This window comes from Lysinibacillus sp. F12 (assembly GCF_057773605.1).
On the sequence record NZ_JBYMLP010000002.1, the window covers coordinates 203,410 to 226,210 of the forward strand.

Consider the following 22,801-nt stretch of genomic DNA (forward strand, 5'->3'; position numbering starts at 1 on the left):
AAAGTAAAAATGACATCAGTGTATTTTGTAAAGGAGAATGAAAAAATGAAATGGCATGAAGTCAATAATAATATTGTCATTACCCTACCTAAACATTTCAACATGAATGCCAATCTAGGCTATCTAACAAGAGAAAAGAATGAATGCATGTATGAAATAGAGAACGATAGTATTACAAAAGTGATTGCTATTGGAGAAATTCGGTCTCTGGTACAGGTAAACGTCATGAAGAATAAACAAATGATTGTTCAATTCTTAAATGAATCAAGACCTATTGAAAGCTGGCAACGAGAACAGGTTGTAAAATATATTCATGAGTGGTTTGATCTTCATAACGATTTAACACCCTTTTATGAAATGGCAAAGGCAGATCCTTTATTAAAAATACCTGCTGAAAGCTTCTACGGATTGCGAGTTATTGGCATTCCTGATTTATTTGAAGCTTTATGCTGGGGAGTTTTAGGCCAACAAATTAACTTAGCCTTCGCGTACACCTTAAAGAGGCAATTTGTTGAAAAATTTGGCGATTTCATCGAATGGAATGGTAAGCAATTTTGGGTGTTCCCATCGTACGAAAGAATTGCACAGTTAACACCCTCTGACCTTGCAGATATTAAAATGACGGTAAGAAAAAGTGAATATATCATTGGCATTGCGAAATTAATGGCAAGTGGAGAATTATCGAGGGAAAAATTAATGAAGATGAACTTTAAAGATGCTGAAAAAAGCTTAATTAAAATACGAGGAATCGGTCCTTGGACAGCCAATTATGTGCTAATGCGCTGCCTCAGGTTCCGAACCGCCTTTCCAATTGATGATGTGGGTCTTATCAATTCAATCAAAATATTACTGAACATGAATCAAAAGCCGACGAAAGATGAGATCTTGGAATTATCGATACCATGGAAAAACTGGGAATCCTACGCTACCTTTTATTTATGGCGTGTCCTTTACTAAAAAAATTTTAAGATGAGAACAATTATAAAGAGCATGCTTTGAAACAAATGAATCAAAAACATGCTCTTTTTCAACTATTCTTTGCGAGCTATCTAATCACAGGCTCTATTATAAATGTAAATCTATCCTACAATCCATCAATAATGTTATTATGGTAAACTTTCCACGATTTCCTCGTTGGAAGCCCCATCATGCTTCATGAAAAATTTTCTTGTAAACGCACTAACTGTTAAACTCACTACAATATTAACACCTAATCTGGTATAAAGGAGAACAAAGAAAGAGCGTGTTTTGGAAAAAGATAAATCCAAATACGCTCTTCTTATTTCCAATAATTCAGGTAAGCTATTGCCATTCGCCCTATCTAGAGCGTCTCATCCAACTTCTTAACTTTTGACTGGGAAATTAAATATACATTACCTAAAATGTCGATGCTGTTTCCCTTTACACGTACTGCACAATCTTTGTTCGACGCATAAATATTTAGTTCTTCCGATAAGGGAGACAACTCGTTTTGCACCAACTCTATGTTATTTTCAAGATCAAAATGCGAGAGGACGGAAAAATTGTCAAGACCGATTCCATCGTATAAAGAGCTTTTTTCAACTGGATAGCCAAAGTTTTTTGAGCATAACCATTTAGCGGACATATTGATTGCTCCTGCGCTTGCTCCCATCACAACCGCTGTGCTTTTTTTGATTAAATCCGACAATTCATAGTCTAGTAAAAACTCATTTTGTTTCAGCGTATCTCCACCTAACAAAAAAATGGCTGACGCATTTCGAATAAAGGTTTGGGCATCTTCCTTCTTTACGTGATAATTAATTAAATGATAGTCATCGAATAGGATACCTGCTTGGTCAAGCCATGAGCGTTCAGTAGCACCCCCATCTTCATACAAAAGTGGATTCGAGCTAATCATAGCAAGCGATTTTCTATCAGTTATATCCTCCTGTAACACCCTGCCTAGATTCTCTGGAAAAAAATCATTAAACCACCCTAAATAATAGTGTGTTTTCATGTGTACCTCCGTCATTATTACCTGCTTTTATAAGTTCTGTTTGTAGTACGAAATAAAAGGCTTTTTACTTTTTGCAATTTATATTTCATCGCGATAAATATCAATATCGTATTCTGAGTCGGTGTCATAAGCAAATTTAATAAGTTTTTGATTTATAAAAAGACCGGAAGTTTCAGGAAAAACAAGGATCACTGCTATTTTACATTGTAACTTATATTTCTTTTTAAAGTGATTGATAATGTTTACCTTATTCGTGAAAATATCTATTAGTTCATTTATTTGTAAAGTAGGATCACTTGTTCGTTGATCATCTATTTCGTAAGTCCACGATGAAGTATAACTTTCGTGTTGTGTTTTTCCGATTGTATAGAGTGCACCTTTTGTACGTGTTTCTGTTGGTGTTATTGCTATTTTTTGTGTGAATTCATCTAGTGGAAAATTATCTCCAAATACACAAAAATAAGACCTTATATTAGTTGTTGGCTTTTCCATTCTTTCTCCCTTCTTGAGGAATTAATTAAACGCCATCATGAATAAAATTTAAAATACAATTACAGTACTCTCTCAACCATGGGCTACTGTTTGTTATTTAGCAATGCTCATGCTCAAACCTGAGCCACTTGTAATTTGCAAAGACACGCGATTAAAGTAACGACTATTTATATAAAAAGTAAACCTTCTAAACTTTGAATGTTTAAAAGGTTTTTTTCATGTTTTGCTATCAATATTTGGAGATAGCCATTTTATATATACCGTGCATGTGCTCGAAGATATTTTTCTACGTCATTATACAACCCTGATTGATTTGCGTATTTAACATAATTTTTTGCTGTACGAAGCCAATCTAATGTAGAAGGCTGAAGTTCATGTAGTGCCCTTACTAAGTCATCGGTAGTAATGGGTCTTTCATTACCTGAAAGTAATATTTCTTCTAGCACATACTCAGTAGCTAATTCCACTACATTAGCTATATCAGCACCTGAGAAAAATGGCGTTTTGGCTGCTAATACGGCTGTATCAACATTTTCAACAAATCTTCCCTTTAATTTCAAATTAAAAATTTGCTCTCTTGCTTTTTCATCTGGTGGCGCTACAAAGATGAGCCGGTCAAATCTACCAGGTCTTTTTAGAGCGCTATCAACATCCCATGGTGTATTGGTAGCAGCCATTACCAGAACCTCATCATTGTTTGTATCCACACCTTCCATCTCGGTTAGAAACGTATCGATTATGCCACGAACATGGGAGGACGTTTGTGAACGACTCATGCCAATAGTATCTACTTCATCAAAAAACATAATGCTAGGCTTTTGGAAGCGAGCCTTATCGAATATGGCTTTTAAATTCTGTTCACTTACTCCTATATAAGGGTCTAAGATATCTGTAATATGAACGGGATAAAAATTAGCCTTACATTCTCCCGCTGTCGCTTTAGCGATATAGGTTTTCCCACAGCCAGGAGGTCCATAAAGAAGAACGCCACCCCCAACTTTTTTACGGAACTTTGCAAACAATCCCTTGTTATAAAATGGACTAATAATACGTAAGTTGATCGTTTTCTTTAAATCCTCAAGACCAGCAACATCCGCAAAAGTTACTATTTCCTCGATTTTTTTTATAGCCTTTTTAGGTGCATCCCCATCAATCACCCTAAACTTCGGTTCAAGGTTTTTTACTTTTCTATCGTCTAACTGTATGTCAGGAATGTTATCTTGATTATCCAGTTCCACCTCTGCTACTGTGTCTAGACAACGATCTACGATAGCTAATTCAGCCTTATCTTCATCGTCAATTTCAACGGCGCTAGCAACCTTTGGAGAGTGTTGAATTTGTAAACTAGCCTTTGTTAATTCCTGAATGATGTCATTTCGTAGCTCGTCGTCCGAGCAAAAAGAAAGACCCAATGAATAAGTTTGAACCGCTTCAAGCCAACGATGCTGATCAGCTAGTTCTTTGCCAAGCCACAAATACCCTTGTGGATCATTAGCATTTTGATCTACCATTTGTTGTAACCATTTTATTTTATCCATACTTGTAGCCCCTTAATTTTTTTAATCCCTTTACAAGAGGAAGTGAAATCCATGTATATAGAGCTAATGCAATATAGCATTTTATAAATAGAACCGCTGCCGTATTAAAATCTAAACCTATTAATGAAAAGTAAATGACCACCCCTATCAGCCAAATGCCAGCAGTACCACCTACCACTTCAACGAGGTGATTAGGTATTAATAGCGGGTGTCCTGACAGTTCAAACTCCTCTAATAATTCATACAATTCTTTATCCTCAGGGTTAAGTAGAAAGGCCTGTCTAAAATATTCTTGTGCTTCTTTTTCTTTATTATGAAAGGCAGCATGGATTCCCAAGTGTAATAGTTTAGATAATTCACTATCACTTGAATTCATATATTGCTCTAATGCAAGGACTCGTTGTTTTTTAGGGCTATTAATCTCCTCTAATATAAAATAGTTACGTAATACAAAACTATTTTCAGGAGCCATCTCACGTGCTTTAGTAATTAATTGCTTTGCTTTTTTTCGATGCCCCATTTTTTTCATTAGAACTGCATAAGCAGCGTGGTTTTCAGCATCATCTGGATTGGCTCGTAATGCTTCTAGAAAAGCTTCCTCAGCCTCCTTCCAACGCTCCTTTTTCATATAAATAAATCCAAGAAAATAGAAAATTATTTCTTCACTATACCCCAAATGCAAGGCTTCCTTTAATTGCAATTCAGCTCTATTGTAATCTCCCATAAGATAATAACTGTAGCCTAAAATAAACCATAGTCGACTGTTTTCAAGGTGATCAGCTATCACCTCATGAATAAGTTCAATCGTTTGTGCATATTTCCCTATTTGAAAATAGTGTTCTATTACTTCAAATGTTGCCCCTTCATAGTTTTCATTCATTTGAATATCTTCACGTTCAATCATTCTGTAGTAAAGCTCCTTTTTAAAGCGCTAATAGGAATGCTATAGCGATAAATTCGATAAATCCAGAAACAATACATGCTAGAAAGCCTGGCATCCATAAGGACTCAATTTGTCCACCAACAACTAGATGTTCTTTATAGGGCCTATTTAAAAAGGCGAAAAAAATAAAATAGCCCGCCACTGCAATAATTCGTCCAAAAACCTTTATGTAGTCTTCATCAATCGCTAAGATTCCTTGTCCAATGGCATAAACCATGATTAGTTTTCCTATAATTAGTAAACCACTAAGAATCGTTAGTATTCGGATATATTTTTTTTCAAGCTTTAACCACTTAGCATTTTGCATACCTAATACTACAATGGCAAAAATTCCACCAAAAAAAGCGACGAAAAATAAATTGTTTACAACATAACTTCGTGTTCGATCCTCATTTTCGTTTAGTATACTAGGTTGATAAATATGTTCCATTATTCCTTAGTTGTCTCCTTTTCAATTTTTTCCTTCCTTATTTAGGGCTCTTCCATTTTCTTAAGCCTTTTACAATGGGAATAGATATAAAATAATAAAGTGTGAAAAAAATAGAAAAGCGAAGAAGGTGATTGACAAAGTTATCATTGGAAATAAGCTTGTCAAGAAGCAGGCAAAGTATAAGCCACATCATGAATACAAATCCAATGCCGCCTATTCGCTCTACTATACGGTAAGGAAGCAAAAGCGGGTGAGTTTTAATTTCCAATTCCTCTAAGTTCGATAAAATTCTTTTATCCTCAGGTTTTATAAGAAAAGCTTGTCGATAATATTCTTTAGCTTCCTTAAATCGATTATTAAAGGCAGCACTCCAGCCCAGATGAATTAACTTTGCAAACTCACTATCCGCTGAATTCATATAAAGAGCTAGTGCAGTATTGTGCTTTTCCTTTTTTGCAGCCATTTCAGTAAGGGTATAGTGGTATAAAACGGCTGTGCTGTTAGGATCTAATGCTAGAGCTTTTTCTACTAATAAACTGCCTTTTTTTCTATGACCTGTCATTTTCATCAAAATTGCATACGCTGAATAAACATATGCATCATTTGGATTATTATGTAATGCTTCCAAAAAAGATTCTTCTGCTTTTTGCCACTGTTCCGTTGCCATATAGATGCCGCCTAAAAAATAGTAAATGACGCCTTTATCATATCCTAGCTGAAATGCTTTAAGAAATGGCTCAAATGCTTCTTCATATTGACCTATGGAATAATGACTGACAGCTAGCATATACCATAATTCCTTATTTTCCATATCTTCAGCCATCCGTTGCTTCACTAAGGAAATAACATTTGTGTATCTTCCAATCGCAAAATAGTGTTCAATAAGAGCCATAGGTGTATTTTCTTTTTCACTGTTCATGCACATAAATTCCTTCCCTAATTAGCTAGGACACTATTTCTAAGAAAACCATCTATAAAGATGGAAATTAAACAATAGATAATCCCTATCCAGTACAGGGATTTTGTTTCCCCCACAAATACTAAATGTTCTTTATAAGGTCTTTTCAAAATCACCAAAAAGATAAAATAACTTACTCCAGCCAGTAACCGATTGATTAGCAAATCCATTTCAGCGGAAAAAGGAAGGAAAACATAAAAGATTATAGTAGCCGTATGGAGAAATACACTGCTTACTATTAGTAGTCTGATGTAATGCTTCTCTAGTTTGAGGGCGTTGGCATTTATAAACCCAACGATCGTAATGGCAAGTAGACCTCCAATAAAGGCAACGATGACTAAATTATGTATGCTAAAGCTTTTTGTCCTTCTTACTTTCTTACCAGTTAAGCTTGGAGTATAAAGTGAATGCAACTAACCATAAGCCTCCTTCTATTTAGTACCTATCCCATTGACATTTCGTATTATACATTTATTTATCAATAATGGAAACTATTTCTTTAAATGTATAAGCAGATCATTTATTGAAATGCTTTCTGTTAAAATTACTGTTTTCATCGTTGAATGTTAGAAACATCTTCATAATCATTAAATATTCGTGTTTAATCCAAAATGGACGGTCTCCAGTCGATGGAGAAAGCGCATTTCATAGTTTAAAATACGAATATTTTAAATATGTATTTGATTAATGGTTCGTTTTTATACTTTTTTTGCTTTAAACCTTTTTGGTTATACGTATTTTCCCCATCTAGTTCCTTTAAAAAAGTAGTGAAATTTAAAAAACATAAAACTCCTAATACTGGTATGACAAACAACGTATAAATAACATAACGTAAACCCCCTTTTTCATTAAGAATTGCCTCACAAAATAATCAAATAAGCGACATCTTTAGCTTAATAACAAACGGTCCCATACCTTTTCATCCACCCAGAAAAAACCTTCGTGCGAACAAGCTGCTAATACACATTGTTCATCTTCATAAAACATTAAATCCTCTGGTAATTCTGGCGTAATCCAACCAAAAAGTGAATCGCTATGCTCCTTCAAGAATTGAGCAGTCGTATCATTTAATAGAAAGTAAAAAACAAAGGCTGTATGCTCGCCAAGCGTTGTTGTCTCCCATTCATTTTGAACCTTTCTTTCGATAAGCAGGTTTTCAATAGGTGCTATTAGCTCATCGACAGCGGCTAAGCGTAATTCTTCATTTTCCATCAATTGTCTGTTCTCAACAAAGGCAAAGCGGCTACATCGTTTCGCTAGTATATCAATAAGCTGATAATAGCGTTGCCCCCTTATATTTTCAGTAATCATCATCAATTTTCTGTTTCCTCCTCGTCCATACTCAAGAGATAGCGCATAATTTCCATTAAACGGCCTTGTAAGCCCTATAAAAAAAGAGCTGCTGGTGCAACTCCATGATTTTGAATGAAATATTTTTCCTACCCTTTGCTTGTCATAACGAAATGGATGCAAAAGCATAAAAGCTTATGTTGATTAATCCCTGCATCCATTTATTCCATTGAGAATGTGTAACGCTGTCATCTCATTTGCAATTATCTATCCAGTTCCTAAATTTTAGACCTACAGGTTTTATCGTTTCTTTATTCGTCGCGATGACCTCACAACCTCTATCATCATAAATAAACAAGATAACATTTTTGGTCAAATTAATAAAAAATACATCTGGATAGCTATAGCCTGTACCAAATTTAGGCTTTAAGTGGAAATCTTCATTACAGGCTGCTTTGATAAGTAATACATAGTGAATATCTTGTTTGCGGCACTTTAAGGAAAATCGTGAAATATAAACATCCTCATCATCCAATACATACGGCTAGGTTTGTTGATTTAAATGGTATTTTAACTCTTTATTTTTTATATAACGATCATATACCTTTATGCGCTTTTTCTTACCTTCAGCAAGCTTATACTGATAAACATTTGTCACAAGTAAAATTTCATCCGAATACGAAAAAATTTCGTTAAAAATGGTCAAAGCTTGATGGTATACATCATTAAACATGGCTAGATTTAGACGAACATTATTTTTCCATTGATAAAATCCAGTCCCAAATTCAACGTGAATACCAATATCCCATTGCTGAAAAAGGCTAGGTGTTAACGTGAGTCCAGGAAAAGTCTTATTTAAATATTGTTCTACATCTATCGTCATTCACTCAAATCTTCCTTTAATATAATCTAGCATAAAATTGAAAAAAACTAGGTCACATTTTTATACTCATGATAATACATAGAATACAAATCATTTAATGTCACTTTTCCAAATGCAAAATCCACTACATTTCTCTCCACTAAAAAAGATGTAAGCGAACTTAATAAAGCGGCTTCAGAGCTTGGTAAATGAATTAATGTGATTCCATTTGTAAGAGTTTGAAGTTTGATGTTTGGAAACAGCTCATACAACTGTTTTTCAGTAGGATGCTCCATATTTTTTACGCGAATTGTTTTAATATGTGCTTGACTGAAACCTTCTATTATTTCATTGGTATCCACTAGTTTTCCTTCGTTAAACAAGAAAATTCGATCTGCATATTTCTCTAAATTATCGAGTAAATGTGAGGCAATAATAATAACCTTTCCCTCCGCCTTTTTCTCTACTAATATCTTCGAAATAATTTCTACATTATTTGGATCAAGTCCGTTCATCACCTCGTCCATCATCATAATGTCCGTATCCGTCACTATTTGCATAGCAAAGCAAAGGCGCTGGCGCATACCCAGAGAATACGTGCCTGTTTTTTTATTCACATAATGCCCCATATTTAACATTTCAATGGTTTCATCTATAAGTTTTAAATCGGATTGCCACATGGTTGCAAACATTTTTAAATGTTCGCGCCCGCTTAAGTGATTATACAAGTCACTTTGGTCTGGCATCATCGACACAAAACTATGAATTTTTACTTCATTTGATTTATTCGAGTAGCATAGACCATCTTTAAATACTACTTTCCCTTTCATAGGCTTTACATAATTCATCAACACATTCATAAATGTGGATTTTCCTGTTCCATTTGGTGCAACAAGTCCAATCATTTCACCTTGCTCAAATGTCATTGAGATATCATTTAACACTTTATTTTCCGCAAATTGCACAGTAATATTTTGAATGTCAATCACCTGTGTCCCTCCTATTTTATTAGCTTATACCGTCTATTCATAACAATAAGCAGCATGAATAAAATGACGACTACAGCTAAGACTAGTAACAACTGTAATCCTAAATTGAAATCTAAATAATCGTTCATATAATAAAAATTTCGTTGTTTTGATACAATTTGTCCGACTTGAATGTACGAGGTTGGATAAATTTGAATATCCCAAAAGTAGCCAACATATCGGCTGAAATAAAACTTCTCCCCAAAAATAAGGAGTAAGCCGATGGCGACATTCATCATCTCGTTACGGAATAGGATACTGAACAATAATACAACGTTGATGATGACCATAAACCAAGTTAAAAGCAGAATGAGGGTTTGTCCTAAAAACATCCCTAAAGTCATCGGTTCAAATTTACCCTCCTGACGCCAATCGAGATGAGGAGCATACATGGGTGATGGTAAATTGAAATTTCCAAAGCCGGATTGTAAGCCTATAATAATGAACCCAGCAAAAAGTGGTACAAATAATACGAAGCTACCTAGTAGTGCAACGATCATTTTCATCAATAGCTTTTTCCAATCGCTAATAGGAAATCCTTTGATAATAGATGGATGACGGCGATCTTTTGTCACGATATCAATAGCTAAAAGTAGTACACACACAATTAAAATAACAGGTAGTAATCCCTTTAATAAACGCTCTAACGTTTGAAGGGCTGTCCGCTGTTCGAATATGTCCATGGATAATTCATACTTTGCTTCCGCGTACGTATCATAACGGGCTGCCTGCTCTAAATAAGCATAAAAGGCATCATCTTCTGCATAATCATTATTTTTTATAAAATACTTTGAGTTATAGGAGAATGAATCACTTTTGTATGTAATCGCATTCGTAAAGTAGTACCAATCACGAGTTACCTCGGCATATTTTTTTAGGTCCCCCTCCTCTAATGCTTCTAATCTTGCTTTATCTAGTGGATTAATTTGCCCAAATATCTCAACAGCATAAATGATGGCAGGATGTAGACTATATAAGTTGCGACCTTCCATCGAATTTAAAAACTCTTGCCGTGTTAAATAGCGAGCCTCAATTTCTTCATATTCGACTTGCTCAATCGGATCGTATGCGGGTGCTAATTTAAATACATAAAAAAAGGTTGCAAAAGCAAGCAAAAAATAGATGGCTAAGTTTTTCTTATTCGTAAAAAATTGTTTGAATTCAAATTTGAAATAACTCCACATGCTTATGAGTACCTCCCCTATGCCCTTTTGATTTTCCCTGTTGAGAAAAACGTTTTAATAGTGAACAACATTAAAATAATACAGATAAACAAAATAAGTAAGCCAAGATTCATCGTAATCTCAACAGGCTGTGCTAAATCAACTGGTACGCCTCCTAAAATATCATTGAAGTTCATGAAATTAAAAGGATTATAGGGAAATACACTAATTAGTGATGGAAAAATCATCGGTAAAAAGAACAAAATAAAGTGTATAAATAATGTTAAATACATATTTTTCAGTAACACATTTAATATAATCGACAATAGCATGACGAAAATGGAAATGACGAACATATAGCCAAGGCTCATCGCGATATATTGGATAGAAGAGATTAATACAGCATCTCCTACGTATATGCCTACTGGATCTTGTGGGTTACCAAGTCCATTTAATACCCACAATGGACTGGCGCAAATAAAAATGAGTAAAAAGCTTGTGATGATGGTGAACAAAGAAATCATACATTTGGATAAAATATAAGAATCAAAACGAACAGGAAAGCCTTGAATTAAACTAGAATGCTCAAAATCATCTAGCAAAATAGAACTTGTTTGGAAGCTAATAAATATGTACCAGCCTGCACCTACGTAACTAAAGAAAAATAATAAGAAAGGTATGTATTGAAATAAGTCAGTTATTTTATCCCTTCCCGCATCATTCATCCATTTAAAATAAAGATAGTCCATCGAATTTTGTAATTTAGAGGGTAATAATTCTGCGATATCATGGTATCCTTCTAATTGGAATGCCTCTTGTCTTAATTCAGCAAGCTGAAGTGACGCCTCATAATACATGGATTGTCTGTCCATCGTTAATGTGGCTATTTGCAATGCAATCTTACTTTTTTGCTTCGTTAAATTTTTAAATATATCGCTGCCATCACCTGTTTCCGAGGCATCCTTCACCTGAAACTTTGATAGTATGGCCTGTGTTGAATAATAATCACCCTTTTTTTCAATAAGCTGATTACCAACGGCTTGCGCCTTTATATAAAACATAAAGCCAAAAACGATTAATACAACAGCTATTAGTGCAACTAAATTTCGTCGATTCGCTCGCTCTATCACTAGACCTACTTTTAATGCTTTTAACACGGTCATCCTCCTAGCTTCTTCAATGTGAAAGTCTTTAGATTACTATGATAATGCTTTGTGGATATTTTTTCAATTTTTTGTATATTAAAGGTTTAGAATATTACGAATAAAAAGACTAACGATTTTGGAGGAATAGCAAAATAATAATAAGATACTATATAATTTAGTTCCTTTTTAATAACTAAACTATTAAACCATTCAAATTTTCATGTTGCGTATTATTAGCTTTCAATTTTGTATAGTCATTATCAATGCACCGCTTTAAAAATAGTTTTTTCGTTACAGGTACATTCATCACGACAAAAGTAAAAGGACTGCTTTTGACAGTCCTTAAATGATCTACTATTAAAATGGCTTGAATGCCTAGTACCACATATATTTCTGGAACCCTATCTTTTCTACAATAGCCACAGCAGGCTTGTTCATAGCCCTACAATGCGAATAGGCCATCCAATTCTTCTTTAAACATTCTTGAACATCATGGTATGCGAGTTTGAGCAGGTTTTTCTTGGTGAAACTCTATTATTTCGATATCTATGCCATGTTTATTAGCAGCAACAAAGCCTGAAATACACGTTCTACAATGTTATTTATCTCCCACCACTAACATTTATAATTTCACCAAGAATATAATTGGAGGCATCAGAAGTGAGGAAGGCAATTACTTCTGCTATTTCCTCAGGGGTTGCAGGCCGTTTAATAGGTACAGTTGAAGTCATACGCTCGAGACGATTATCGCCAGGAGCAAATTTATTGTGAAAAGGTGTTTCTACCATTCCTGGCGCTACCCCATTTACAATAATCCCATAGTCAATTAGCTCTCGTGACATACCAATCGTCATTGTATTTATCGCTCCTTTAGCAGATGCATAATGAATACTTTCTCCCGCTCCTCCAATTCGTGCAGCCGCCGAAGAGATATTGATAATTTTTCCGGATTTTTTAGGAATCATATACTTTAATACAGCTTGGGAACATAAGAGAACACTAGTAACATTTAAGTTGAACGTTTCTTCCAATAGTCTTTCACTTATATCCATAAATGTACTTTGTTGGATACCTCCTCCAGCGTTATTAACTAAAACATCAATCGCACCAAAGGAGGAAATAGCTTGGTCAACCATTGCATTCACTTCTTCTTTATTCGTAACATCAGCTTGAATGGCCATAGCCTCTCCATCCTTTTCTTGAATACGTTGGACAGTTTCCATGGCCCCATTCACATTTGTATGATAATGAATAATTACTTTAGCGCCTTTAGATGCCATCAGCTCTGCGGTAGCAAGCCCAATACCGGAGCTTGCGCCTGTGATGAGAACAACCTGTCCTAATAAGTTCTGCATAGCTTCTCTCCTAACAAATGTTTACAATAGTTATTCTCCTTTTCTATGGTAAACCCTTTTAAAGAAGCTTCGATATACATGTTTAACTATCGCTATTATGTTGGATTGTTGCGGGGATTAAATCCTTGCTTATTTAGTCCATGTCTTGTGAAAAAGATTTTAATTGAAAGGTATCTGAATAGATTTAATTTCAGCTAAAGTTCAAATCTATTAGCTAATCATATAATAAAATGCTTTTCTTAATAAAGAACATGATTAAGTGTAACCAAAAAAATGAATGTACGCTAAAAAGAACGGAAGTCAGTTCCTTTAGCGTGCATTCATTTTACCAATGTGGGTATAAATTTTGGTTACTTATTTTAAAGATTAAACGGCCTGTTCTAACATGGCTTCTAATTCACTTTTGTTAAATTGATACGTTTCATTACAGAAGTGACATTGTGTTTCTGCTTGACCATCTGTTTCAATCATATCTTGGAGTTCTGCGCTTCCTAAGCTAACTAGCACTTTAGTAGAGCGATCTTTTGAGCAAGTACATTGGAATAGTACTTCTTGTGTTTCGAGAATTTTTACATTCCCCTCTCCTACAACCATAGTTAGAATTTCTTCCGGTGTTAGGCCATCACGTACCATTGCTGAAATGGTAGGAATACTGTCCAAACGCTTTTCAATTTCTTCAATAATTTCTACTGCTGTACCAGGTAATGCTTGAATAATAAAGCCGCCTGCTGCTTGGATTGTATTATCAGGGTTCACGATCACTCCTACCCCCACTGAAGAAGGAATTTGTTCTGACTGTGCTAAATAGTATGTGAAATCTTCCCCTAACTCCCCTGAAATAATAGGTACTTGTCCTACAAAGGGTTGTTGTAGACCAATATCCTTTGAAATCGTTACCATACCATCTGTTCCTACGGCTCTTCTAACATCTAATTTGCCAATACTGTTGAGGGGGAAATGTGTTTGCGGATTCGTAACATATCCTCGTACTTTTCCATTCGCGTTAGCGTCTACAAGGATTGTACCTAAATCGCCTCCACCATTGATTCGAATGGTTAATTTATCTTCATTGTTTAACATAGAACCAAGCATCACGCCGAAAGTCATTGAACGTCCTAACGCTGCTGATGCAGTCGGCCATGTATAGTGACGATGTTGTGCTTCACCTACTGTATCGACTGTCCTTGCTGCTATTATTCGAACCTGTCCGTTATAGGCTAAACCTTTTACTAAATAATCCTTCATTATTATCTCTCTTTTCTTCATTTTATTAAAAGATGAATCTGCATCATACATCATCGCCTTTTTACGCCACAAGCCCAACAATTTGCCCATCGACGATTCAATAATCTAATGATTGTGTTATACATGTCACAAAGACCTCAGTTGCGTATCATGCGAGTGCCGTCTGTAAAAATACATGTTGTCATTTCTCTTTTATTGGCATGGGCTTCTGTTTCTACATAGCCAATAAACAGCCTACGTATTGTAAAGCACATAGTGGGAAAAATTCGTTGGTCCAAGAGTCCTTTATTTCACTATGTCTAATATACATCTACGTGTTGAGAGGACAAATTCTATACAAATAGTTCAATTATGAACTATTAGAGGGAATAAAAGTTAGAACATAGCTGCTCTAACTCAAATTACCTAACACTTTTTGAAGTAGAGTAAAAGAAGTAGCTTTCTCCTCCTCACTAAATCCATGAAACATTTTGGTTGTCAGATGATCAAAGATTTCTTCAAAATATTTCTGGACCTCCAGTGCTTTTTTAGTTGCAACCACATACATGACTCGTTTGTCCTGGCTATGTCCCTCTTTTACAAGATAGCCTGACTTGACTAAACGGAGAATCATTTCAGTAATCGTTGATTTTTGTTTTTGCATTGTATCACAAATACATTTTATTTGTATGCGTCCCCCATTTTTGTACACAACGTATAACAGCATGAAATGGCTTGGGGCTAAGTCCGTATAGCCTAATCGTTTTAACTCTTGTTTTAATTCATCTTGTACTGCGGTAGAAATTATGGAGTTAAATAAAATTGCTTCATGTGCTTGTATCTCTGCCATTCATATCACCGCCTTTAGAATAGTTCAATTTTGAAGTTATTTCAACTTATATACTCATTTTTCCACAATGATTTTCGGTAGCCATTTAGTAGCTAGATGTAAGTTATGATTGATAATAGATGTAGAACACTTTAATGGTTATCTGACATCTAGCGTGGTGATTTCGCAGAAAAACCTATGAAGGTACAAATTCATGGCCGTGTTTATTGGTAGCGAATATGTAAAAAAAACCACCTACTATTTCAGATGTAAGTGGTTGTATGTCAATAAATTATAATTTAACTTTTACTACTGTACCATCCTGTGCTTTGACATCAACTAGCACGATGCCTTTATAATGCTTGAGCTCCTGGACAATGGGCTTGAGTGTTTTTTTGTCTAGTGGCGGCAAAGTAAAGTTCAGTTTTTTTCTTTCAAAGTATTCTTTTGTCCATTTGTTTATATTCCGCTGAAATAATGGTGAAGACAAAATGGAAATAACAATATTTAACATAGCATATGGGATTGGGATGGTAAGCCGAACATCCTTTGTTTTCACTTTGACATGTATCATCAGTCACTAGTCAATGAACACAGAAACGGAATCCCCGTTTGCCGATTTAATATCAACGATTTGGCCATCTAATTCGTTTTCGATGGCTTCCATTATAAGATTAATATCTAGATCTTTCACGTATTTTTCCGATTGAGGAATACTAGCTGCGATACTATGTCCAGCCATTAATACCACCTTGACCAGCTTGATAGGTAAATTGACTGTTACGTTATCATTTTCAGTTGAGACAATACGAACTTTTAAAGTTTTATCTAAATACTTAGCTGGTTTATCTATTAGCTTATTTCCTGCTTCATCTTTCTCTTGCAGTACTTGAATAAGTTCTGAACCTTTTTCTGCATCGATTTTTCCTTCCTGAACCATCGTTAACACTCGTGCAATTTCCTCTTTCATGATCATTTCCTCCTATTCCTCTTTTAAAAGCTTAATGGCTTCTTCCGCTGTGATTTCACCCTTTTCTAGCAGCGTAACAACATTTTTCTCGTCTACTTCATTTTTCTTCTTCTTCTCCACATGTCCGAGAGATGAAATAATATCTGTTAGCTTTCCTCGAACTGTTGGATATGAAATCCCAAGTTCTTTTTCAACATCTTTAATATTCCCTCTACAAGTTAAAAATACTTCCACAAAATGAAGCTGATCCTTTGATAAGGAGGCCAGTTTCGATAATTCAAACTCATTTTCGATTGTAGTGTGGCAATGAGAGCACTGCAACTTTGTAATTTTCAATGTTTGACTGCAAACAGGACAATTTGTGATTACTTGATAGGCCATAATGAAATTCCTTTCTTTAGGTTGATTTGATTATATAACAAAGAATTTAAAAAATAAATAATTAAGTTTAATTATTTATCCAAAAAAATTAAAAATATTAATATGTAGTTTAAAATAATTAATTTTTACAAAAAACGTTAATATAAAGTGAAGAGACGATATAGAAATGGAGTATGTAGGGGCAATATGGGAAAACAAAAATTCGCCTTCGTTCATCGATTTCAATCCAAGATACTGAAATAGTAGTAGTAAAGTAGGCACTTAACCCAATTTTAAGTGCTTGCCACCGATAGAAGGTTAGAAAGTGACAAGAAAATTTCCCCATATCCAAGGGAGATATATCCCCCATGTACGGCGGATTTGGGCGTAATCCTTTAAATAGAGTGGTTTTCCCAGCATATGAATTGGAAGGATTTCCACCATACAAGTATCCTCGCTAGGTATTATTGTTCAAATTGATTTTTGTATAAAAATAGCAGCATCCATACAAACTGATAAAAACATTTACTTCGTTAACCCCATAAGGAAAAAATGAAGGGAGTATTATTAGATGCCATTTGTCACCGTGTTTGGAGGAAAAACTTTTGAAGTTGAGGAAGGAAAAAAACTAGTGCTAGCACTTGAGGAAAATGGGATAGAAATTTATCATCAATGTGGCGGAAAAGCTAAATGTACCACTTGTAGAGTGGAGGTTTTAGCTGGTGAGTATAAAGATATTTCAAAAGTAGAAAAAACAGCCTTCGCTTTAAAAAATATAGATGAGAATTTATATGACGACTGCTTACGACTATCTTGTCAAATCCGTGTCATTAGTGATATTACTGTTCGCCCCATTCTAACTTCTGAAAATACAAAGGGCAATAGAGGACCAAGACCAGCAGAATAATCCTTAATGTTAAAGAAACGCGGAGGCTAAACCCGCGTTTTTGTTCTTAATATTTATGTTTTAATAGTATTCCAAGGCTAATGATTGTATTTATATGATGGAAATTTTCTTAAAATACACTGCGTACTAATCCACCATCAATCCTTAATGCAGAGCCATTGATGGCAGATGACAGTGGACTACATAAAAACGTGACGAAATTAGCAATTTCCTCTGGGCGAATAAGTCATTGTATAATAGAAGTTGGTCGATTCTCCTTCATAAAGCGCGCTTCAGCTTCTACCATTGTCAAACTTTCATGATATGGAGTCGTTCTATTAGCTGATTTCTACTGACTCCGTACCCCCACCCGAATAGGGATAGGTATTTTCTTGCGATTAAAAATCTGTTTTTATGAAGGAATTTGCTTATATCATCCAATAAGGTCCTTTTATATGATACTTTTATAGAGGAATTCCCCTAGTAAATATACGGGGTTAAAAAAATAGGAGTTCAATGATGATGATTGCAAGAGAAACATTAGAAAGAAATCAGATTTCCCTGTATGTATTCGTTTTATTGTTGGCAGGAGGTATAGGGTTATTCGCCCCTGAGATGGGCATCCATTTAGACATTACCATTTCATTTGTCATAGCTATTTTAATGTATAGCATGTTTTCACAAATTCCTTTTACTACATTAAAAGAATCCTTTTCTAACCGTCGTTTTTTGGGAGCTCTGCTAACGGTCAACTATATAGCGGTACCCATTGTTGTTTGGCTACTAACTTTGTTTTTACCAAACCACCCGCCTTTATTACTCGGTGTCTATTTAGTATTACTGACACCTTGCATTGATTATGTCATTGTTTTTACAGCACTTGGTGGTGGTAATGAAAAAGCTATGCTGATTTCCACACCTATTCTTTTCATTACCCAAATGCTATTACTCCCCTTCTATTTGTGGTTATTCATTGGTCATGAAGCATCGGAAATAGTTGAAAAAGGTCCTTTCCTAGAGGCATTTTTAGAGCTGATCGTCATCCCATTAGTCATTGCTATTATTTTTCAACTACTAGCTAAAAAATCAATAATTGGTCAAAAAATTATTCATTTTTCTGCATGGCTACCTGTTCCGTTTATGGCGTTAACATTGTTTGTTGTTGTAGCTTCACAAATTGGAAAACTATCGTCGTCCATTGATTTGATTGTAAAGGTCATTCCAATTTATATTGCCTTTATGCTTATCATGCCATTTATTTCAAAACACATCGGCAAACGATTCAAACTTGATCTTGCATCTGGTCGAGCTTTAATTTTTAGTGGTTCAACACGCAATTCACTTGTCGTTCTGCCCTTGGCCTTATCTTTACCGGATTCAATTCATACAGTTGTGGTTGCTATTATCGTTACACAAACGATTGTCGAAATTATAGGAGAAATCATGTACATTCGTATTGTGCCTCATTTACTGTTACGCAAACAATAGGCTGATTTGTCATTCATGAAAAAATTTGGTACAATGAATATACAATTATGAGAGGACTGATGGATGAACAATGATGAACTAATCTATATTTTAAGTTGAAATCAATTACTTCAAACTACAAAATATAGGATTAGTCTGTCCATTTTTATTCATCAGTTTATACTTTATTTGTCATTTTCCTATGGCAAAAAGGTCCTTTATTATTACCTGTAACCGACTAATCCTTCCAATGAAATTGGGGGGATTTTTTTATTCTCTCATAGTTACATCAAAATTCAAAAAAGGAGTGTGGAAAATGAGCGATTTAGACACAATTGTTACACATGTAAATCTCCGTATAAGTCGTTAATATCCATCCTACTTATGCGGAGACATGAACACCAGATGGATATGCCGACTTTGTATATAAGAAAGAAAAACGTGTTGCTATACAAAGGAGGAATTATCATGTCAATGATACAAGTTCAAAATTTAACATTTTCCTATCCAGGTAGCTTTGATCCTATTTTTGAAGGTGTTAACTTTCAATTAGATACGGATTGGAAACTAGGATTTATCGGTAGAAATGGTCGAGGGAAGACAACATTCTTTCATTTATTATTAGGGCATTATGAGTATAGTGGGAAAATTAATGCTTCGGTAGACTTTACTTATTTCCCCTACCCTGTTGCTGATCGAAACAAATTTACGTATGAAATATTTGAGGAGATTTGCCCGCATGCAGAGGATTGGGAGTATCTTCGCGAAATATCGTATCTACATGTAGATGCGGAGGTCATGTACCGACCCTTTAATACATTATCGAACGGAGAACAAACGAAGGTATTGCTTGCTGCCCTTTTCTTGACGGAGGGCCAATTTCTATTAATTGATGAGCCGACTAACCATCTAGATACAGATGCGCGAAAAATGGTTGCTAACTATTTGAAGAAGAAAAAAGGATTTATTTTGATTTCGCATGATAGAACGTTTTTAGATGGCTGTGTGGACCATATCCTATCCATTAATCGAGCAAATATTGACGTTCAAAGTGGTAACTATTCTTCATGGAAGTTAAATTTTGATAGACAGCAGGAGCACGAGGAAGCAACAAACCATCGTCTACAAAAGGATATAGAAAGATTAAAACATTCCTCGAAGCGTTCAGCAGGCTGGTCCAACCAAGTCGAGGCTTCCAAAAATGGGACGACGAATTCAGGTTCTAAGCTAGATAAAGGCTTTGTCGGACATAAGGCGGCTAAGATGATGAAGAGAGCGAAGCACATTGAATCAAGACAACAAAAAGCGATTGATGAAAAATCAAAATTGCTAAAAAATGTAGAAAAGACGGAGTCATTAAAATTAGAGCCATTGACGTTTCAGTCAAAGCAACTAATGACGTTGACCGATGTATCTGTTCGATATGATGACCAAATGATTAATCAGCCATTAAGCTTTAAAGTTGAGCAAGGTGATCGTATTGTCCTTGATGGAAAAAATGGAAGCGGAAAAAGTAGTATTTTAAAACTCATTCTTGGAAACGACATACAGCATACGGGCAACATTCATGTAGGCTCGGGTCTCATAATATCCTATGTTCAACAGGATACTTCCCATTTGAAGGGATCGTTATCGGATTTTATTGAAGATAACGGCATTGATGAAACATTGTTTAAATCCATCCTTCGTAAAATGGATTTTGATCGAATCCAATTTGAGAAGGATATTGCTCATTATTCAGGTGGACAAAAGAAAAAACTACTTATTGCCAAAAGTTTATGTGAGAAAGCACATTTATATATTTGGGATGAACCACTTAATTTTATAGATATCTATTCCCGTCTGCAAATTGAAGAGCTCATCCAAAGCTTTAATCCTACAATGGTGTTTGTAGAGCATGACCAGGCATTTCAGCAAACCGTGGCAACCAAAATTATTTCTATGTAGCTAAGTAGGAAACTATAAAAACTGAACGTTTGTAAATCAATAGCTCTCTAAGCGTATCTCCCTAATAAAAAGACAAAATCCCAAGGAAAAGATGATACATATTTTTCCTTGGGATTCTCTATAGCCTTATACTTATTATATTTGCACCAGCTGCAAAGCCTTCTTAACATCGTGAATATCTTTTGTTAAAACACTCTTCACATTCGATCCAAACCATTCCAGTGAGGCATTTATCTCCATGGTTGAATCTACTTCCGCTAGGAATTCTCCATAATCAATGACTCCTTCAAATAATGGAACCATCCCTTCTCTAGACCCTGATGCAGCATACACATTATGTGGTGCAAAAACATCAAGTTGTGTACGGGAGGCAATATTTTTAAAGTGGAAATGTAAAATATAAGGACGAAGTTGCTCCATAGCGATAATAGGGTTTATCCCTGATTCCCATACATGTAATACGTCAAAATTTACTCGTAGCCTTGGGTGATTCGTTTCTTCGAGTAGCTGCATGGTTGATGGTAAATTATCTGTCAAAGTGTTCGGATGAGTTTCAACAAGTAAATATTGTCCCTTTGACTCAAGATAATCACAGAGCAATTCTAGTCTGAAAGTAAGTTCCTCTCTTTCTTTCTTACTTGTGTCTGAGCTGCCCTTCTTTCCGACAAATGTACGAATCTTATTGGTTCCCCAGCGTTCCGCAAGTGCAGATAACCTCTCCGTTTCAGCCATCATCTCAGAAATAGGAGCATCTAATGGTAAATAATCACTAAGCATGCTCGTTTCCAAACCGAAGGATCTTAACCAATCCGCTCCATAATGAAGGTCATCAGCCAAGTTCTTTGCATGAACACCCCAGAGCTCGATCCCCTGAAAGCCTTGAGCTTTGGCAAAGTCAGCCAATTGATCTATTGAGTGAAGATAGTGGCGAAACGAAATTGTACAAATAGATAGTTTCATAACTGGACCTCTTTCTTATGCTGTAGTGTTAACCATGCTTGAAAACATTCATGTAATCCTTGCTTTATGTTGAACTCAAGGATATTTTGTTTTGCTAACTTCGCAAAAATATCTTCTGTTACTAGCGGGTCTTGCGTCATCGCAAGTTTCATCACCCGATACTGAATCGTAGTATAGCCATTCACTAAACGCTCAATATCATCACACCATTTATCAAAGCCTTCTTCAGCGCGGCCAAGTGCTTCCCAAAAAAATGCAAACGCATGCTCATATGCATACTTTCTAATCGCTATAACTGGCAATTGTTTTATTGCAGCTGGAAGTTTTGATATACTTTCTTTGTCATTCCCAGCAGTATGCTCTTTAATAATTTCAGCAATGGTATCTGTCAATGGATTACAATGAAGCTTAATACATGTATTAAAATAGGCTTCCACCGTCTCGGTAGTTGGAGCAATGATTGTCTCCGAATCAAAGTAATAGCCTCCTCCTACAGATGGCTCTTGGATAGCAGCTAAAATTCTTTCCTTCGGTAATAACCCTTCCCAGCGAAAATCAGGATCATACATGAACCACTCTTCTTCATTTTCTGTCGATTCTAGCATCACATAATGAGGGAATGGACTTTGATGAAATTTATTCTCTCGTTCTGGAAGCTTCGATAAATCTAACATTACCATTACATGTTGCTGGGGAGATTTATGCGCTAATAACCCTAGTAGCTTGTTGATATTTTCTTGTTTGGTTTGTTTTTCGTCATACCATTTGTAAAGCTTGATGCCATAGAGCATTTCATACCATGTTTGAAAGAAATAATGATCTATTTGTTCAGAATGGTATGTGAGCACACCATTATCAAGTACATCGAAATCTGCATCCCATACCCCAAAATAGTAAGGCCTATGATCGACACCCTTTGTCTTCTTAATAACCTCACAAACACAGCTTACAAAACAATGAACTTTTATCATTTTTA

At 35.3% G+C, this 22,801-nt stretch carries 23 protein-coding genes and 2 pseudogenes; 4 read left to right on the forward strand and 21 right to left on the reverse strand.

What is annotated here, in order from left to right; translation table 11 throughout:
- Nucleotides 1-45 precede the first annotated feature (45 nt).
- The gene (locus AC3CH7_RS08010; RefSeq protein WP_036161718.1) at nt 46-957 is read left to right on the forward strand and encodes a DNA glycosylase; all 912 of its coding nucleotides are present in this window, start codon (nt 46-48) and stop codon (nt 955-957) included.
- A 364-nt stretch (nt 958-1,321) separates the two neighbouring features.
- Here AC3CH7_RS08010 and AC3CH7_RS08015 read toward each other — a convergent pair whose 3' ends face one another.
- The 18 genes and pseudogenes from AC3CH7_RS08015 to AC3CH7_RS08100 form a co-directional block, all read right to left on the reverse strand.
- Nucleotides 1,322-1,978, reverse strand: a complete 657-nt coding sequence (locus tag AC3CH7_RS08015; RefSeq protein ID WP_488381667.1) for a Type 1 glutamine amidotransferase-like domain-containing protein — start codon at nt 1,976-1,978, stop codon at nt 1,322-1,324.
- Nucleotides 1,979-2,056: 78 nt separating this feature from the next.
- Nucleotides 2,057-2,470 (reverse strand): DUF4279 domain-containing protein, encoded by a 414-nt coding sequence (locus AC3CH7_RS08020; RefSeq protein WP_012294548.1) that lies wholly within the window; start codon nt 2,468-2,470, stop codon nt 2,057-2,059.
- A 251-nt stretch (nt 2,471-2,721) separates the two neighbouring features.
- Nucleotides 2,722-4,008, reverse strand: a complete 1,287-nt coding sequence (locus AC3CH7_RS08025; RefSeq protein ID WP_488381668.1) for an ATP-binding protein — start codon at nt 4,006-4,008, stop codon at nt 2,722-2,724.
- Entirely contained in the window at nt 4,001-4,912 is a 912-nt protein-coding gene (locus tag AC3CH7_RS08030; protein ID WP_488381669.1) for a tetratricopeptide repeat protein, read from the reverse strand. Before AC3CH7_RS08030 ends, AC3CH7_RS08025 begins: the two co-directional genes overlap by 8 nt.
- Before the next feature lie 19 nt (nt 4,913-4,931).
- On the reverse strand, nt 4,932-5,381 hold the full coding sequence (locus tag AC3CH7_RS08035; protein WP_481276432.1) for a hypothetical protein: 450 nt from the start codon (nt 5,379-5,381) through the stop codon (nt 4,932-4,934).
- A 37-nt stretch (nt 5,382-5,418) separates the two neighbouring features.
- Entirely contained in the window at nt 5,419-6,300 is an 882-nt protein-coding gene (locus AC3CH7_RS08040) for a tetratricopeptide repeat protein (protein WP_036216291.1), read from the reverse strand.
- A 17-nt stretch (nt 6,301-6,317) separates the two neighbouring features.
- On the reverse strand, nt 6,318-6,752 hold the full coding sequence (locus AC3CH7_RS08045; protein ID WP_031415973.1) for a hypothetical protein: 435 nt from the start codon (nt 6,750-6,752) through the stop codon (nt 6,318-6,320).
- A gap of 475 nt (nt 6,753-7,227) precedes the next feature.
- Nucleotides 7,228-7,653 (reverse strand): stage III sporulation protein AH, encoded by a 426-nt coding sequence (locus AC3CH7_RS08050; protein ID WP_200991356.1) that lies wholly within the window; start codon nt 7,651-7,653, stop codon nt 7,228-7,230.
- Between the two features lie 229 nt (nt 7,654-7,882).
- A pseudogene (locus AC3CH7_RS08055) lies at nt 7,883-8,512 on the reverse strand (DUF3885 domain-containing protein).
- A gap of 47 nt (nt 8,513-8,559) precedes the next feature.
- On the reverse strand, nt 8,560-9,480 hold the full coding sequence (locus tag AC3CH7_RS08060; protein WP_447402307.1) for an ABC transporter ATP-binding protein: 921 nt from the start codon (nt 9,478-9,480) through the stop codon (nt 8,560-8,562).
- Nucleotides 9,481-9,491: 11 nt separating this feature from the next.
- On the reverse strand, nt 9,492-10,703 hold the full coding sequence (locus AC3CH7_RS08065; protein ID WP_012294557.1) for an ABC transporter permease: 1,212 nt from the start codon (nt 10,701-10,703) through the stop codon (nt 9,492-9,494).
- A 17-nt stretch (nt 10,704-10,720) separates the two neighbouring features.
- The gene (locus tag AC3CH7_RS08070; protein ID WP_447402308.1) at nt 10,721-11,845 is read right to left on the reverse strand and encodes an ABC transporter; all 1,125 of its coding nucleotides are present in this window, start codon (nt 11,843-11,845) and stop codon (nt 10,721-10,723) included.
- Between the two features lie 584 nt (nt 11,846-12,429).
- Complete coding sequence (locus tag AC3CH7_RS08075; protein WP_207889104.1) at nt 12,430-13,182, reverse strand: SDR family NAD(P)-dependent oxidoreductase; 753 nt, start codon at nt 13,180-13,182, stop codon at nt 12,430-12,432.
- Nucleotides 13,183-13,548: 366 nt separating this feature from the next.
- Entirely contained in the window at nt 13,549-14,427 is an 879-nt protein-coding gene (gene hslO / locus AC3CH7_RS08080; RefSeq protein ID WP_031415980.1) for an Hsp33 family molecular chaperone HslO, read from the reverse strand.
- Between the two features lie 391 nt (nt 14,428-14,818).
- Entirely contained in the window at nt 14,819-15,256 is a 438-nt protein-coding gene (locus tag AC3CH7_RS08085; protein ID WP_012294563.1) for a MarR family winged helix-turn-helix transcriptional regulator, read from the reverse strand.
- A gap of 271 nt (nt 15,257-15,527) precedes the next feature.
- Nucleotides 15,528-15,809 carry a hypothetical protein gene (locus AC3CH7_RS08090; RefSeq protein ID WP_031415983.1) on the reverse strand — a complete coding sequence of 94 codons (282 nt, stop codon included), beginning with the start codon at nt 15,807-15,809 and terminating at the stop codon, nt 15,528-15,530.
- Nucleotides 15,810-15,815: 6 nt separating this feature from the next.
- Nucleotides 15,816-16,205, reverse strand: coding sequence for an SHOCT-like domain-containing protein (locus tag AC3CH7_RS08095; RefSeq protein ID WP_197223921.1), 390 nt, complete (start codon nt 16,203-16,205; stop codon nt 15,816-15,818).
- Between the two features lie 12 nt (nt 16,206-16,217).
- Nucleotides 16,218-16,586, reverse strand: a complete 369-nt coding sequence (locus tag AC3CH7_RS08100; protein ID WP_031415985.1) for a DUF2089 domain-containing protein — start codon at nt 16,584-16,586, stop codon at nt 16,218-16,220.
- Between the two features lie 550 nt (nt 16,587-17,136).
- Here AC3CH7_RS08100 and AC3CH7_RS08105 point away from each other — a divergent pair.
- The gene (locus AC3CH7_RS08105) at nt 17,137-17,472 is read left to right on the forward strand and encodes a 2Fe-2S iron-sulfur cluster-binding protein (RefSeq protein ID WP_031415986.1); all 336 of its coding nucleotides are present in this window, start codon (nt 17,137-17,139) and stop codon (nt 17,470-17,472) included.
- Between the two features lie 109 nt (nt 17,473-17,581).
- Here the strand turns inward: AC3CH7_RS08105 and AC3CH7_RS08110 are convergent.
- Nucleotides 17,582-17,770, reverse strand: a pseudogene (locus AC3CH7_RS08110) (SDR family oxidoreductase); the annotation flags it as partial.
- Between the two features lie 203 nt (nt 17,771-17,973).
- Between AC3CH7_RS08110 and AC3CH7_RS08115 the strand changes: the two are divergent.
- Nucleotides 17,974-18,939: an arsenic resistance protein gene (locus AC3CH7_RS08115; protein ID WP_488381788.1), complete on the forward strand. Its 966-nt coding sequence runs from the start codon at nt 17,974-17,976 to the stop codon at nt 18,937-18,939.
- Nucleotides 18,940-19,386: 447 nt separating this feature from the next.
- Nucleotides 19,387-20,865 carry an Lsa family ABC-F type ribosomal protection protein gene (locus AC3CH7_RS08120; protein ID WP_488381670.1) on the forward strand — a complete coding sequence of 493 codons (1,479 nt, stop codon included), beginning with the start codon at nt 19,387-19,389 and terminating at the stop codon, nt 20,863-20,865.
- Nucleotides 20,866-21,000: 135 nt separating this feature from the next.
- Here AC3CH7_RS08120 and AC3CH7_RS08125 read toward each other — a convergent pair whose 3' ends face one another.
- The gene (locus tag AC3CH7_RS08125) at nt 21,001-21,825 is read right to left on the reverse strand and encodes a sugar phosphate isomerase/epimerase family protein (RefSeq protein ID WP_031415994.1); all 825 of its coding nucleotides are present in this window, start codon (nt 21,823-21,825) and stop codon (nt 21,001-21,003) included.
- Entirely contained in the window at nt 21,822-22,796 is a 975-nt protein-coding gene (locus tag AC3CH7_RS08130; RefSeq protein ID WP_488381671.1) for a DUF6005 family protein, read from the reverse strand. The genes AC3CH7_RS08125 and AC3CH7_RS08130 overlap by 4 nt, the downstream gene beginning before the upstream one ends.
- Nucleotides 22,797-22,801 lie beyond the last annotated feature (5 nt).